Below are 15,131 nucleotides of genomic sequence, written 5' to 3'. Positions count from 1 at the left end.
GTCTGCTGGTTAGAGGATTCCGTATTTACTAGTATTATAAACTACCAATTTTTTAGCGATCGCTCTTTGGGGAAAAACTTTTTGGTTTACTGATACTAGACCTCTTGCATAAATCAAAAATAAGAACCCCACCCCCAACCCCTCCCGAAGAGCGGGGAGGGGTTGGGGGTGGGGTGTTACGGACTTTTGCAAGAGGTCTAGTCTACTATATTGTCGTTTCATTAGTGCTAACTTTTTGCGGCAAAAGATAAATACCCCCAGAGATTAAAGTCAGGGCGACAGAAATCCAAAAGGCAATCAGAGAGGGAGTTTGCCATACTTCAGGTAGGGGTGCAATCAGAAGTGCGATCGCAACTATTTGACTAACAGTTTTGAGTTTACCCCAAATGTTCGCCCCGGTAATTGTCGTTTGATTCACCCGCCAACCAGCGATCGCTAATTCCCGCGCTAAAATCAAAAACACTCCCCAAGCCGGCACTTTTCCTAGTTCAATAAAAACCAGCAACGGCGCAAGTACTAGAAATTTATCCACTAAGGGATCAAGAAATTTACCCAAGTCAGTAATTTGGTTGAGTTTCCGCGCCAAATAGCCGTCTAACCAATCAGTTAAGGCAGCAATGATAAAAATCGCTAAACATATCCATCTAGCTTGTACTGCGGGATTGTACAAGCCATAAAGCAGAAATGGTACACCCAGAAGGCGAGAGAAGGTAATCCAGTTGGGTATAGTCATAGGGAATTCAAAAATAAAAGTTAGCAAGTGTAAAGCAACAAGCAGCCAAGCAAATATGCAAAATATATGCAGATTAGTGTATCTGAGTGTACCTGCGTGGGAAAATCTGTTTTCTGTAGCTCTCCTAAAACAATACTATGACTGAATACACAGACTCCCAATTCCGCATCGAACGCGATTCGATGGGCGATCGCCAAATTGCTAGTAGCGTTTATTACGGCATTCAAACGCTACGGGCACTCGAAAACTTCCCCATTAGCGGCATCAAGCCTTTAGCTACTTACGTAGATGCTGGATTAATCATTAAAAAAGCGACAGCAATTGTGAATGGAGAACTGAATTGCATTCCCCAAGATATTAGTCAGGCGATTGTGCAAGCAACTGATGAAATCTTAGCTGGGAAGTTCCGCGATCAATTTGTCGTGGATGTTTATCAGGCGGGTGCTGGAACATCCCACCACATGAATATCAACGAAGTTCTAGCAAATCGCGCCTTAGAAATTCTTGGTGAAGAAAAGGGCAACTATAACCGTGTTAGTCCCAACGATCACGTTAATTATGGACAGTCTACCAATGATGTGATTCCTACCGCAATTCGCATTGGTGGTTTATTGGCATTATCCAAGACATTACACCCAGCAATAGATGGTGCGATCGCGTCTTTAGAAAACAAAGCTGTAGAATTTCAAGATATCGTCAAATCTGGCAGAACCCACTTACAAGACGCTGTACCCGTGCGCTTGGGTGAGAATTTTCGGGCTTGGGCGCACATCCTTACAGAACACCAAAACCGGATTTATACCGCCTCTGGGGATTTGATGGTGCTGGGTTTGGGAGGTAGCGCAGCCGGAACGGGGTTAAATACTCATCCTCTATATCGCGCCCGTGTAGTGGAAGTTCTCTCAGAATTGATTGATACTCCTTTAGAACCTGCACCCCATCTTATGGCAGCAATGCAGAGTATGGCGCCATTTGTGAATGTTTCCGGTGCTTTACGCAACTTAGCGCAGGATTTAGTCAAAATATCTCACGACTTGCGGCTGATGGATTCGGGGCCAAAAACAGGCTTGAAAGAAATTCAACTGCCCCCAGTGCAACCCGGTTCCTCGATTATGCCAGGGAAATATAACCCAGTCATGGCAGAGATGACATCAATGGTGTGTTTTCAGGTGATGGGTTACGACAGTGCGATCGCATTAGCCGCACAAGCCGGACAATTAGAATTAAATGTGATGATGCCGCTGATTGCCTATAACCTAATTCACAGTATCGAAATTCTCGGCAATACCATCGCCGCACTCACCGAACGCTGCATTGGGGGAATTACTGCTAATCAAGAACGTTGTTTAGCTTATGCCGAAGGCAGTTTAGCTTTAGTAACCGCACTAAATACCCACATCGGTTATTTAAACGCCGCAGCTGTCGCCAAAGAATCTTTAGAAACAGGTAAATCCCTGCGCCAAATTGTTTTAGAACGAGGATTTATGAATGAAACAGACTTAGCCACAGTCTTAAATCTAGAACAAATGAGTGGTATCTTACCGCTCAGAACAGAATAATAGTTAATAGGGCATTGAGCAATTCAATTTTGGATTTTGGATTTTAAATTTTGGATTAAATTTCAATCTAAAATCCAAAATCTAAAATCTAAAATTCTTGCTCCCCCACTCCCTCTATCCCCTATCTATCCATGCAGACTCAAAAACCATCTGTCAGTCTCATTCGGGCTACATCCTACGAACGAGAAGCCTTACGGGAATCCTTAGTCATTCTCCTGGAACCTTTTGGAGGAATGGCAGCGTTTGTAAAAAAAGGCGATCGCGTTTTACTCAAACCGAATCTACTCACAGGATCGCGTCCTGGTAAAGAGTGTATCACCCGTGCCGAACTAGTTTACGAAGTTGCCCAGATGGTAATTGAGGTTGGCGGTAAGCCATTTTTAGGCGATAGTCCGGCTTTTGGCAGTGCCAAGGGTGTAGCAGTCGCAAATGGCTATCTGCCTATTTTAGAAGAACTCAATCTTCCCATCATCGATTTTCACGGTCAGCGTTACCAAACCATTAGTGACAATTTTAACCATCTGCGGCTGTCTAAAGAAGCAATGGAAGCAGACGTAGTGATTAACCTACCTAAAGTTAAATCTCATGCCCAGTTGACATTAACACTCGGCGTAAAAAATTTGTTTGGTTGCGTCCCTGGCAAAATGAAAGCTTGGTGGCACATGGAAGCAGGAAAAGACGCGAATAGATTTGGTGAAATGTTAGTAGAAACTGCCAGGGCAATTAACCCTAACTTAACCATATTAGATGGGATCATCGGTCATGAAGGTAATGGCCCCAGCAACGGCGAACCTCGCCAACTAGGTATTTTAGCAGCCGCATCAGATATATTTGCCTTAGATCGGGCAATGATAGAAATCCTCAATGTTCCTCCTGAACAAGTGCCTACAGTTGCAGCTTCCCAAAGACTAGGAGTTTGTCCAGAACTTGCTGCCATAGAGTTTCCGCATTTAAATCCTGACTTATTAAAAATAGAAGATTGGCGGCTACCAGACAAGTTAATACCCATCGATTTTGGTATGCCCCGCGTAATTAAGTCTACCTTTAAGCATCTTTACACCCGATTTATCAAGGAACCAATGAGTGTTTATGGAAGGGAGTAGGGAGCGTGGGAGATGACAAAGACAAGGGGACAATAACCCATCCCCAATCCCCATTACCCCTTATCCCCAGAGGGGGCCCCACAATCCCCAATTTAGTGCAAACTTGGTTACAGCAATTTCATTTATTAGCAGAGTAATCTGTAATTACCCTCCGATTGCTTAACCAGACCGCCCTATCATAGTTAGTGGCGGTTTTTTTAGCTGATTAATTTGTTATACAGGTTCTTGTTTTAGATTTTGATTGATCCAAAAAGTTATACGGATTTAGGATCTGGAAATTGGGATTGGGTATTTTGTTCAGATATGAGCAAAATCTGGCGATAAACCACCACACCTTTACGCCACCTTCTGAAACATTTTTTACTCTACCTATATATAGATTGACAAAATTCCTGTGATCTTAAGTATATTTTAAAATTTAAATTCTGAAATATTTGTTTAGTGGTATCACTGAATCCATGCTGCACAACACAGTTGATGTATCTGTATTTATTCGGTAATTATGATTGCTTACAAAAATCATTCCGACCCATTTCTTCTCTGGTGTCAAATATTTTTGTGTATAACTACCGTCTAACAATCGAAAATACTGAATATCTATCAGTGCTTTTGCGGTTTTGTGTTCTGTATCACAAATTAGTAATTTCAGTAAAATGACCTTATCAAAGGCATTGCAGGATGTTATAATTACGAAGTATAGGACAAATACATTTTGCTAATTAATCTTTAAGCAGCGAAAAAATGTTATTTATGATGCTGTTAAAGTTGGCTTTGCGTATGCGAACCGTTACACCATACAGGGAAACATCTGAAAATATTAATCACAAAATAAAACATGATTTGTTGACTTGTAACTTGGTATTAAGAATTCCATGTATAAAAACGCTATTATGACAGTTTTAAAACTGGTTTAGCTTGTATAATGCTACACATTTTACAGTTTAAAAATAGCTAAAATAGCATCAAGACTCTCACTCAGAGAGTAGACTTACACAGTGTTACGAATAACTTCAATTTTGTATGAATTCAAATAGCCAGTCTGCCAATCCTGCCGATACATATTCCCAACGTTTGGCAGACATTGTGGGAACTGCGATCGCTCTGTTGACTCTTACCCTACCCGTATTTGTCATCGCTCACTATTCTTCAACTAATGTTCAAAATAACCAGCAACCCCTGATCCAAAACCTACAAGGAAATCAAGATTGATAAAGCTTCCCAGTAGCATTTACCCACGAGGAGACCTACAAAAAAGCAGAACACTGATTTTGAGACAATCTTTGTAGATTTTGGATGCAGTTGATCAGGAATAAGCTGAATCTCGATTGTGTGACTCCAGATTTCAGTTGTCTTAACAGAGTTGGGACAGAAATCCCTCTAACAGCAATTAAGGGTAGAGGATATCCATAATACCCTCTTGGAAAAAGCGTTGCGAAGTTTGTTCGCAACGCTTTTTCTATTTTTTGGCTAATTTAAGGGAACTGGGAATTGGGGAGATGTCGCTTTAGCTTCCCGCAGGGGTAGGAGATGAGGGAGAAATAACCAATGCCCAATCTTCAATACCGTGGAATGAATACCTTGGGAAGAGATCCATATTGTCCTAAAATTCTACACGGGGAGCGAAGCTGACTGAGTGCCCCCATGATTCACTGTTATCAGAGGAGTTTTTTGTGGACTTATCTCGTATTCCTGCCCAACCGAAACCGGGTCTAATCAACGTTCTGATTGAAATTACTGGCGGAAGTAAAAATAAATACGAATACGACAAGGAACTAGAAGCTTTTGCTCTAGACCGAGTACTTTATTCCTCGGTACAATATCCTTATGACTACGGCTTTGTACCCAATACTTTGGCTGATGATGGCGATCCCCTAGATGGTATGGTCATTATTGACGAGCCGACCTTTCCCGGCTGTGTTATTGCCGCACGACCGATTGGCTTTTTGGAGATGATTGACGGTGGCGATCGCGATGAAAAAATCCTTTGTGTTCCTGACAAAGATCCGCGCTACACTCAAGTAAAATCACTGAAAGACGTAGCACCACACCGCTTAGATGAAATTGCCGAATTTTTCCGTAGTTATAAAAATTTGGAAAAAAAGGTGACTGAAATTCTCGGTTGGCAAGATGTAGACAAGGTTGCAGCTTTAGTTGAAAAATCCGTCAAAGCTTATAGAGGATAATAGAAGAGTTAGGAGTTAGGAGTTAAGAGTTATGAATTTTTATTCCTAACTCCTCACTTTGATAACTTTCGCTTGTTACGGATTTTAAAATCTGCCACCAACCCCAAACCAGAATGCAGCGTACTCTCCTTTTGGCAAAAATTCATAACTGCACCCTCACAGGGGCGAATATCAACTACGTAGGTAGTATCAGCATCGATGAAATCCTTTTGGAAAAAGCTGGTATCTTACCTTATGAGCAGGTGCAAGTAGTTAATAATGCCAACGGTCAGCGCTTTATTACCTATGCGATCCCGGCTCCAGCCCATTCAGGAATCATTGAGCTAAATGGAGGTGCGGCACGTCTAGGCATTATTGGCGATCGCTTGATTATAATGACTTACGGGCAGTTCGCTCCAGAAGAGTTAAAAAGTTACTCTCCTACAGTAGTCATTGTGGACGAAAAAAACAGGCTGTTGGAAGTGCGGCGCTACGATGACCTGCTCACTAAGGTCTAATTTCAAGGAAAATGCCAAATTTTGAGTTGTCGGGTTCCCAGAGCTACATACCTATCTGAAAAGTCAGCTACCATGCCAAGTAGTCCAGCAAGTGAATTTCTCGTGCAATTCTGGGGTGTAAGAGGTTTGATTCCCACCCCAAGTAGCAACACCAATCGTTATGGTGGTAATACCGCTTGTGTAGAAATACATGTAGCTGGGAAACGCTTGATTTTTGATGGCGGTACTGGCTTACGCATACTGGGTAAAACTTGGCAAGAACTACAACAGCCACTGGAAGCCCATTTATTTTTTACCAACTGCCAATCAAACAGAATTCAAGGGTTTCCCTTTTTTGCTCCCGCATTTATTGGGGAAAATTGCTTCCATATTTACGGCACAGCTGCCTCAAATGGAGCCTCAATCAAACAATGTCTGTACGATCAGATGCTCCAGCCACACTTTCCTTACCCTTTACAGGTAATGCAGTCGGAATTGCAGTTTTACAATCTGACTCCAGACAGTGATGTGAAATTAGATGATGTCACTATTACAACTGCATTCATTAATCAAACTCAGCGGTCAATTGGCTACCGAGTCACTTGGCAAGAGTATAGTGTTGCCTACGTCACGGATTTGCACCAAAATGCCGATCAAGTAGAGCGAGAGCGGATTTTAGAGTTTATTAAAGGCGTTGATTTGCTGATTGCCAATGCCACTTACACTCCGCCGACATCTCACAACCATGACTCTGCTGATTTACTCTGGCAAGCTGCGGTGAATGCGGCTCTGAATGCTGGCGTTAAACGGCTAGCTATTTCTCATCATCACCCAGATGATCATGATGATTTTCTTGACAAGGTTCAACTCGATATTAAATCTGCTTTTCCTCAAGCCATACTAGCCCATGAAGGTCTAGTATTAGCGGTTGGTAAGTGATTTAGACACGATCAAGTTTCTAAGAGCATGTTGATAGTCTAATTCGATCATGAGTACTCTCGAACAAGTGCTGAAAGAAGCTTTGCAACTTTCCTCCGAGCAGCAAGAAATGCTGATCAAGATTCTCCAAAACCGCCACCACGAAAATCGTCGTGCAGAAATAGCGACGGATGCTCAACAAACCCTAGCTGATTTTCATATCATGTCCGCTTAATAACTTACGATAGTCGTTGCGAGTGCAACGAAGTGGAACGAAGTGGAACGAAGCAATCACAAGGGTTCGGAGATTGCAACTCTTGGAGACGCTCCGCGAACACTTCGTTCGCAATGACAACTAATCAGCCGGACATGATATCATACAGGGAAATTTCGGCATCAGTCAGCCCAAGATGTTATTTCAGCATTACGCGGGGTTAGCTAAGACAGATGCTTTAATGATTACGGCAACTCCCATTACGATGCCAAACTTTGATGCTGTCATTAAACGCATAGCTGACAATGGTTTTCCCATCTAGGCTAATTGTGAGATGGTCAATCCTAGACTTATGTCCATACAGCACACAAAGCTGCTGCCTATTCTCTAGATCCCAAACTTCAATTTCGTTAATATTGCCAACAGCAAGCAGTGAGCCATCAGGTGTCATAGCACTATGAGGCATACCCGAATCAGGTTCGCGCTGGCTGATGCCAAGTGTATAAAGGACTTCCGTGGTTTGTATATCCCAAATGGCAACGGTAGTTTCTTCACTAGGTTTGTCCCTTTGTGCCACACCAGCAATGATTTGACCATTTGGGCGAGTTCCAACTGCATCAAGCCAATGCCTACAAACACAATTGGGGGAATGGAGGGAAGAATTTGAAGGTAGGGCATTAAATGTGCTGAGAACTTGCCCATTTTGCCAATCCCAAACTTGAGTTAGGAGATCAAATGCTTGAGCTACCAAAATACTACTATCTGAACTGGCTACTAAACAGCGAATTGGAAGATATGCATTTGCAAATAGTAAGGTGCGGAGTAATTGTCCCGTTGAGAATTCAATAACATTAATCTCAATCTTGGCATTCGTACCATAAGGAGCTTTGCATGTGGCTGAAAATAATACTTTTCCATCAGGAGTAAATGCTAAAGCACTGGAATCTCCTTGAAAAGAGAAGACTTCCTCTCCTGTCCAAAAGTCATAGGTTCGGAGATTGCCATACCGATCATTACTGATGATGCTTTTCCAGTCTGGATTTACCAAAGTATTAAAGTGACCATACCGATCTCCATGCAGTTCAAATGAATGGTTGGTATTCCCAGTCGTTAAATCCCAAACCTTGACAAGATTGTGAAAACAGCCTATCAGAAGAATTCCATCTGGGCTTAAGCTCAAGCTGTTTAAGTACTCTGAATGAGGTTCATCAAAGGTATGGAGACATGGAAACATAAACAGACTCTAGAAAAGAGTTCAGCGATAATAAATTTTTTAAATTACATATTTGGCTGGAAAAGAAGGTAGAATCGGGAAATCTACCTCATTGGGCTGCTGCCGCTAGTAAACGAGGCGGAGCCTCACAGGGGGCATTCCCAGCCAGAGGCTGGGAACGAGAGAAAGCTTTTCTAGACTGTCTAATATGCTTAAGTTGACACCAATAACAGATGTGTGCTAAGAAGCATTTTGCAACTCAGCTGTGCGTACTGAAAGCTGCTGTGTCTGATTACCCCGTTGCACTTTTACCTGTAATACTTGACCAAGGCGACTGTCTTCCACAACATTCTGCAATTGTTCAGCACTGGTAATTGCTTTACCATCAACTTGCAGAATTACATCCCCCCGCCGGATACCCGCAGATGCCGCTGGAGAATTGGGGACAACTCGCATGACAAAAACACCATTGATTTCTGGTATCTGAATCGGAGAGTTGGGATCGGTGTTATTTTGCTTGGCAAGTTCGGGTGTCAAAGTTAGCATTTGCACGCCTAAATAGGGGTGAGCAACTTTACCATCACGTTGCAGTTGCGCGGCGATCGCTTTAGCTTTATCAATAGGAATTGCAAACCCAATACCCATTGCATCAGGGCGAATGGCTGTGTTGATCCCAATCACTTCACCTTGACCATTCAATAGTGGCCCGCCAGAGTTACCAGGGTTAATGGCGGCGTCTGTCTGAATGAAATCCAAGCGTTTGTCACTAATGCCGACTTGGGCGCTAGAACGTTTGAGGGTACTGATAATTCCCAAGGTAACGGTATTATCAAATCCCAAAGGATTACCAACTGCGATCGCCCAGTCTCCTACTTGTACATTACTGGAAGAACCCAAGGGTGCCACTGGTAAATCGTTACCAGCGTTAATCTTGACTACTGCCAAATCTGTAACTTCATCAATACCTTGAACTTTACCTTCAAAGGTGCGGCCATCTTTGAGTCGGACTGTTACTTTATCAGCCTTATCGACCACATGAGCATTAGTCAAAACTAACCCGCTCTTGTCAATAATGAAACCTGAACCTAAACCGCGTAACTGCTCAGAAGGCATCTGTTGAGAGAAACCATCACCAAAAAACCGACGGAAAAAGGGGTCTTCCAAAAATGGATCAACGCGACGAGTAATTGTCCGCTCAGTATCAATGCGGACAACTGCTGAACCAACACGATTAACTGCTGCTGTGACAAAGCTAGTGCTACCGATCGCAGCAGTAGCTGGTGATTGCTGTTGGGCAATTAGGTTTGAAGTATCAAGAGCAGTTATTGTGGGTGCTGGTTCGGCTTGGGAGGGTAACACCTGTAATGTACTAACCGCTAGCACAACTCCTAGCGCGATCGCTAAAACATGAGTACTAAGTTGACGTAAAGATCGAGATATTTTGGGAAATCGCATAATCACAACCTAATTTATAAGCTTAATTGTTGCTTAGTCGTGACAAATCTATTTACAGTTATTTTTACTTCAGGTTTCGCTTGCTCTTTCCACTACTAGGGTTAGGGCATTTTGCGAACTACCTGTAATCAACTTAATGGAAAATTTAACCCAAAAGCTATTATGGACATTTACCCTTTACAAGTTCGGTTTTTACCCATCCATAAAACTTTTGGATTGCTAACAAGACTAGCCCACTGTCTGTTCTAACCGTGGACTATGGATAAACTAACTTTTGTATAAGATTTCATTCCGATTAGATGCGCCTAGCTGGGGTAAAGAGTTTATCGGTGAATGGGGAGTGAGGGCAACAGGAACGGTTAGAGGTTGTTGTAATTGTTTGACAACACTTTGCAGTAGTTGGTCTTGTCCAGTCCGGAAACCCCAGACATTTGTACCACGGTTGATAATAGCAAACCAAACCAAACCGCGATCGCGTGTGGGCATCACTCCCGCTAAAGCGCTCACATCCCGGAGAGTGCCAGTTTTGATCACAGTCGCAAGGGGAATGTGTCTGGTGTGTAGTGTCCCCCGGTGATCAAATCCAGACATGAGGAACAAATCAGCCAGATTCAGTTGATGGGCAGATGCCTCAACTTGAATAGCCATCAGCATGGCACAAACAGCCCTGGGAGAAATGCGATTTTCCGGCCCCAATCCAGAACCATTGATTAACTGGATTTCTACTTGTGGCACTCTAGCAAGGTTGGCAGCAGTTGATTGTACTACAGTTGCTCCTCCCACTGAGTCTGCCAGCATCTCTGCCATATCGTTGTTACTGTAAACATTCATTTCCTTGAGCAGTTGCTTTAAGGGCAATGAGCGATGACGCAGTAACAAAGTTTGTTGAGGGTTTGGTTGCGCCTCAACTTTCACCCCACCTGCAATCACAACTTGAGGCTTGGGTGTTCCCTTGGGCATGATTGAGTATGTATAAATAGCGGGGCGACCCCAAGTCGCACGATTTAGTGTTTGCTTGAGCATCAGACCTGCTAGCATCGGCTGACGTTGGAAATTCATGGCAAAACTGCCAGTAACGATCAAATTTCCCTTTACCTGCTTGATGCCCATTTTATTGAGAGTGTTACCAAGAGCGATCGCTTCTTCCCAAACAAACAAAGGATCGCCACGGCCTGTAATCACCAAATCGCCCTGCACAACTCCATTTACCACTGGGCCAGTCACACTGACCAAAGTATCAAATTGGTAATCTGGGCCCCAAGTTTTCAAAGCAACTAGTGAAGTAGCAATTTTGGTTAAAGAAGCAGCTGGCAGAGGAGTCGTACCTTGGTGATTTGCCATCAGTATCGGCCCCGACTGCATCCAAATCCCCTGACTCTCAGCCAGATTTGGCGCCACTACTTTTGATGTTATGAGCTTTTTCAGATATTCCTGCACCGTAGTCGCCCCAGCTGGATTTGGATCAGGGGCAAGAACTAAGCCAGGGCTACTTTGCCAAGTCAAAGCATCTAAGGCATCTAGAGGCTTGATTTGTACCCCGGCCATTTCCAGCCAAAGCGACACCAAACCTGAACCCAATAATTCCAGCATCTTTTATTCCTCTGTTAGGATTTGAAACGTTGTTTACTGTGCTAATATACAAGCTTTTTTAGGATAATCAGTATTGAGTCATAATAACTGGTGTTTTTCTGATCTGTAAGTAGGGTGAATCATATAGCGCTTCTGGGTTGAGTCCAATACAGACCTAACCCCCAGCCCCTTAAGAGCAAGGGAAGGGGGTAAGATTCAAAGCTTCTCTCCTAAAAGGAGAGAAGCCAAAGTATATTTCATACAAACGAGAAGCACTATATTGTTTTCGTGGCTGCTTTGACAGTGCCAAAATGTCCATTACTCATGAAGATAGCCCCATGAAAATAAAAAATAAAAATGCCTATAAAGACTTTTTGATATGTACAGATACTACGCCATTAGCCTGATTCAGAAACTGGCGATATTTACGACGGGCTGTGACGCTCAATAGCCAAGCGGTAGCGTTCGCGCAGCGTCTCGTAGAGAGGAACGAGCGTCCGTCTCGCTATCGGTGACGCAATTTTATAACCTTGAAAAAAGGAAAGGGAAAGTAATTCAAAATTCTCCCCCTTCTTTTCCTTAATAAGCGAGTCGGCATTCAAGTTGCATAATCAGGGCGGGTAAGACTTCGGCGTGAGCGCTTAGTCGAACGCTGCCCACCTTACAAGATATTGAGAAAATTTTAATATGCAAATTAGATGTGTTTTAGCTTACTTACTTTCTTTCTGGATGCGCTACATCCTCTAGTGAAGGAGTACCCATCCGGTTAATTGTGGCAATCATCTGATATAAGCGCCCCAAGTCGCGTTGATTAAAGTACAAAATCAGGCGAGGTAGTCCAACAGTTTCATCTTGTGCTTCTTGAGGTAATGCCTGACTTTTTTCAATCCTTCCTTGAATAATAATGTCGCTAAAATCAGCATTGAGTTGCTCTAAAAGAGCGTCTGATATATCTGTCTTCAGGCGGATGACTAACTTATCGCCTACATAGCGGCTGGAATGATAAACCTGGTAAAAACGGGTGATAGCGTCGCAAGCCACATTCAGGTTATCTGTCACCGTGTAAAGGCTGGGGTCTTCAGGATTGACAAGACCATTTTGCACTAATTGCTTATCAATATATTCGCTCCAAGAGCGCCAGTAATCACCACCAGGGCGATCGATTAAAACTAGAGGTACTGGCCCAAATTTACCCGTTTGGCTTAATGTCATACATTCAAAAGCTTCATCTTGAGTGCCAAAGCCTCCCGGAAACAAGGCTACAGCATCACTTTCTTTGAGGAGAAACAGCTTGCGGGTAAAGAAATATTTGAAGTTGATTAGCTTGGGATCGCCCTCTATAAACGGGTTTGCTTGCTGTTCAAAAGGTAACTGAATGTTTAATCCAAAGGAATTTTCTCGCCCAGCACCTTCATGACCCGCCTGCATGATTCCACCACCACCGCCAGTCATCACCATAAATCCTAATTGAGAAATAGCACGAGCAAACTCAACGGCCATTTGGTATTCTGGCCTATCTGGCGCTAGACGAGCAGAACCGAAGATAGTGACTTTACGAACGTGTCGGTAATCATAAAAAAGCTGGAAACCGCGCTCCATATCTGCTAATGCAGCCGATAAAATTTTCCAATCGAGACGCTCAATTTCGGTATCAGCTAGACGAACAATAGTAGCAAGTGCTTGCTGAATAAATTGCCGATTTTTTAATGTCGGTAAACGAGCAATCAATTCAGCGATATCCGCCTGTAAAGACTCTAATGTGTCAAACGACGCAGATGAGGTCATGAGAACTGCCGCAACAATGGCACTATATTTTACGTGAACTACTCACACTCTAGCAAGCGGGATATATTAAGTTGTCACCAGTATACGGAGCATAGAAACGAGACATGAGACAATCTCTAAAAGCTTCTTCTAAACTGCCTCTTACTTGAAGTTGACACTAATCAGCAATGTTCTCTATGAAAAATCTATATGTATCAGGGTTTGTGTAAAATGGTATGACTTGCATTTATAGCGTATATCAAAGAAAAATTTTGTATCTTATTGCCAGATTTTTTGGGAATTAATCTCCATAATAAAAGCACTCTACCCCTAATCTAAGAAAGTAAAAAAGCTCTCTAGACCACAATGCCGTTCAGTTAAACCTAAAATCCTTGGTAGAGACGCGAAATTGGACTGGGCAACTCTTGGAGACGCGTTAGCGCAACGCCCCGCTATGCTAACGCGTCTTTACAGGTCAAAAATCAGTAGCAAAAATCCTTAACCCAAGCGTATTGCTCTAAAGGATCTTTTATCGAAAACCGTCTCAATTACGCTTCGACACATTAATGCATAATATGAGCTATTTGTATAGTGCCAAAATCCTAGTAGAATATTTTCGCAAATCTAAGTAGGAAGATAGATGGAAGTTTCTGGACGCATCAATTACCCACTGAATCCTCCTCCCACTATTGAAGATTTTCCCGTCCTTCAAACTGAAAAATATACCCTACGGCTGGCTTCAACTGAAGAAGAATTAGAATCAATTTTTCGGTTGCGCTTTGAAGTTTTTAATCTTGAACTAGGCTTGGGATTTCCTGCTTCTAACTTTACCCAGATGGATATAGATAAGTTTGATGCAGTTTGCCATCATTTAATCCTAATCTCCAAACAAACGGGTAAAACGATTGGAACTTATCGGATGCAAACCTATACAATGGCTTCTCAAAGACTCGGCTTTGATGCTACCGATATATTTAATCTTAATGGAATTCCCAATTCTGTGCTTCAGGTATCAGTGGAAGTTGGGCGTGCATGTATAGCTAAAGAATATCGCAATAGTCAGACACTTTTACTACTCTGGTCAGGGCTGGCAAATTATCTCATCTGGAGTAAAAACCAATATTTCTTTGGCTGTGCATCATTACTAACACAATGTCCTTGGCAAGCTGCTTGCGCTTATGATTATTTTCAGCAGAATGACTTGATGCATCCGAGTATTTTGGTTTATCCAAATCCACAATCTTGTCTAGAAATACCTCAAAATTCTCCAGATCCATATAATGTTGAAATTCCGAAAATTTTGCAGGCATACTTAAATATTGGAGCTAAAATATGCAGTGTTCCAGCTATTGATCGGCAGTTTAAGACTATTGATTTTTTAACTATATCTAATAGCAAAAACTTTGCTAGATGGCGTTAACAAATTTTGCAAAAATTCTCTTTGGCGCTAACGATAGTCAGTCACAGGCAGCGACAGGAAGTAAAGTTTGATGTTCGTCACTCTGAATCTGGGGCGATCGCATCAACTTCAACTTCAATTAACATCCCTGGTTCAACTAAAGATTTCACTTCTACCATAGTTGAAGCTGGTGGATTTTCTCCAAAGAATTCTTGATGTGCTTGTCCAAATTCAGCCCAACAGCTAATGTTTGTAACGAACATCCGAGTCCGCACAACATTGCTTTGATCGGCACCTAAGTCTTGTAAAGCTTTTTGGATAATTTCAAAACAGCGCTTTGCCTGTGCATAAGCATCGCCAGGAGCAAAAATACCTCCTGTGGTATCAACTGGTGCAGTACCAGAAATATAAATGTGGCTTCCGACTCTTATGCCTCGACAGTAACCTACTTTTGACTCCCAAGATGTATTAGAAAATGTCCGCTTAAGTTGCATGATAAACCTAATTTATTACCAATTTATGATATTTTACTCCACATTCGCATC

Annotated in this window: 14 protein-coding genes; 8 read left to right on the top strand and 6 right to left on the bottom strand. The window is 42.5% G+C overall.

Annotated elements, in window-relative coordinates:
• Window positions 1-205 precede the first annotated feature (205 nt).
• Window positions 206-733 (bottom strand): CDP-diacylglycerol--glycerol-3-phosphate 3-phosphatidyltransferase, encoded by a 528-nt coding sequence (gene pgsA, locus V7K62_RS29155; RefSeq protein WP_334870354.1) that lies wholly within the window; start codon window positions 731-733, stop codon window positions 206-208.
• A 137-nt stretch (window positions 734-870) separates the two neighbouring features.
• Between pgsA and V7K62_RS29150 the strand changes: the two genes are divergently transcribed.
• From V7K62_RS29150 to V7K62_RS29120, 7 genes are all read left to right on the top strand, one after another.
• Window positions 871-2,292: an aspartate ammonia-lyase gene (locus V7K62_RS29150; RefSeq protein WP_334870352.1), complete on the top strand. Its 1,422-nt coding sequence runs from the start codon at window positions 871-873 to the stop codon at window positions 2,290-2,292.
• Window positions 2,293-2,423: 131 nt separating this feature from the next.
• Entirely contained in the window at window positions 2,424-3,395 is a 972-nt protein-coding gene (locus V7K62_RS29145; RefSeq protein ID WP_334870350.1) for a DUF362 domain-containing protein, read from the top strand.
• 1,020 nt (window positions 3,396-4,415) lie between these two features.
• Window positions 4,416-4,604, top strand: coding sequence for a hypothetical protein (locus V7K62_RS29140; protein ID WP_334870348.1), 189 nt, complete (start codon window positions 4,416-4,418; stop codon window positions 4,602-4,604).
• Window positions 4,605-5,065: 461 nt separating this feature from the next.
• Window positions 5,066-5,578, top strand: coding sequence for an inorganic diphosphatase (locus tag V7K62_RS29135; RefSeq protein ID WP_292767096.1), 513 nt, complete (start codon window positions 5,066-5,068; stop codon window positions 5,576-5,578).
• Window positions 5,579-5,691: 113 nt separating this feature from the next.
• Window positions 5,692-6,075 carry an aspartate 1-decarboxylase gene (gene panD, locus V7K62_RS29130; protein ID WP_334870346.1) on the top strand — a complete coding sequence of 128 codons (384 nt, stop codon included), beginning with the start codon at window positions 5,692-5,694 and terminating at the stop codon, window positions 6,073-6,075.
• 72 nt (window positions 6,076-6,147) lie between these two features.
• On the top strand, window positions 6,148-6,993 hold the full coding sequence (locus tag V7K62_RS29125) for an MBL fold metallo-hydrolase (protein ID WP_442937349.1): 846 nt from the start codon (window positions 6,148-6,150) through the stop codon (window positions 6,991-6,993).
• Between the two features lie 49 nt (window positions 6,994-7,042).
• Window positions 7,043-7,207 (top strand): hypothetical protein, encoded by a 165-nt coding sequence (locus V7K62_RS29120; RefSeq protein ID WP_334870344.1) that lies wholly within the window; start codon window positions 7,043-7,045, stop codon window positions 7,205-7,207.
• 217 nt (window positions 7,208-7,424) lie between these two features.
• Here the strand turns inward: V7K62_RS29120 and V7K62_RS29115 are convergent, their stop codons facing one another.
• The 4 genes from V7K62_RS29115 to V7K62_RS29100 all read right to left on the bottom strand — a co-directional run bounded on the left by V7K62_RS29115 (window position 7,425) and on the right by V7K62_RS29100 (window position 13,208).
• The gene (locus V7K62_RS29115) at window positions 7,425-8,420 is read right to left on the bottom strand and encodes a WD40 repeat domain-containing protein (protein WP_334870342.1); all 996 of its coding nucleotides are present in this window, start codon (window positions 8,418-8,420) and stop codon (window positions 7,425-7,427) included.
• Between the two features lie 219 nt (window positions 8,421-8,639).
• Window positions 8,640-9,854, bottom strand: a complete 1,215-nt coding sequence (locus tag V7K62_RS29110) for an HhoA/HhoB/HtrA family serine endopeptidase (protein ID WP_334870340.1) — start codon at window positions 9,852-9,854, stop codon at window positions 8,640-8,642.
• A 267-nt stretch (window positions 9,855-10,121) separates the two neighbouring features.
• The gene (locus tag V7K62_RS29105) at window positions 10,122-11,444 is read right to left on the bottom strand and encodes a D-alanyl-D-alanine carboxypeptidase (RefSeq protein WP_334870338.1); all 1,323 of its coding nucleotides are present in this window, start codon (window positions 11,442-11,444) and stop codon (window positions 10,122-10,124) included.
• A 693-nt stretch (window positions 11,445-12,137) separates the two neighbouring features.
• Window positions 12,138-13,208 (bottom strand): LOG family protein, encoded by a 1,071-nt coding sequence (locus V7K62_RS29100; protein WP_334870336.1) that lies wholly within the window; start codon window positions 13,206-13,208, stop codon window positions 12,138-12,140.
• Between the two features lie 619 nt (window positions 13,209-13,827).
• On the opposite strand from V7K62_RS29100, the gene V7K62_RS29095 reads away from it, so the two are divergent.
• Window positions 13,828-14,607: a GNAT family N-acetyltransferase gene (locus V7K62_RS29095; protein ID WP_334870334.1), complete on the top strand. Its 780-nt coding sequence runs from the start codon at window positions 13,828-13,830 to the stop codon at window positions 14,605-14,607.
• A 77-nt stretch (window positions 14,608-14,684) separates the two neighbouring features.
• Here the strand turns inward: V7K62_RS29095 and V7K62_RS29090 are convergent, their stop codons facing one another.
• On the bottom strand, window positions 14,685-15,080 hold the full coding sequence (locus tag V7K62_RS29090; RefSeq protein ID WP_334870332.1) for a RidA family protein: 396 nt from the start codon (window positions 15,078-15,080) through the stop codon (window positions 14,685-14,687).
• Window positions 15,081-15,131: the final 51 nt, after the last annotated feature.

This window comes from Nostoc sp. (assembly GCF_036917935.1).
Lineage (GTDB): Bacteria > Cyanobacteriota > Cyanobacteriia > Cyanobacteriales > Nostocaceae > Nostoc.
This window is presented reverse-complemented; position numbering and strand designations above follow the sequence as displayed.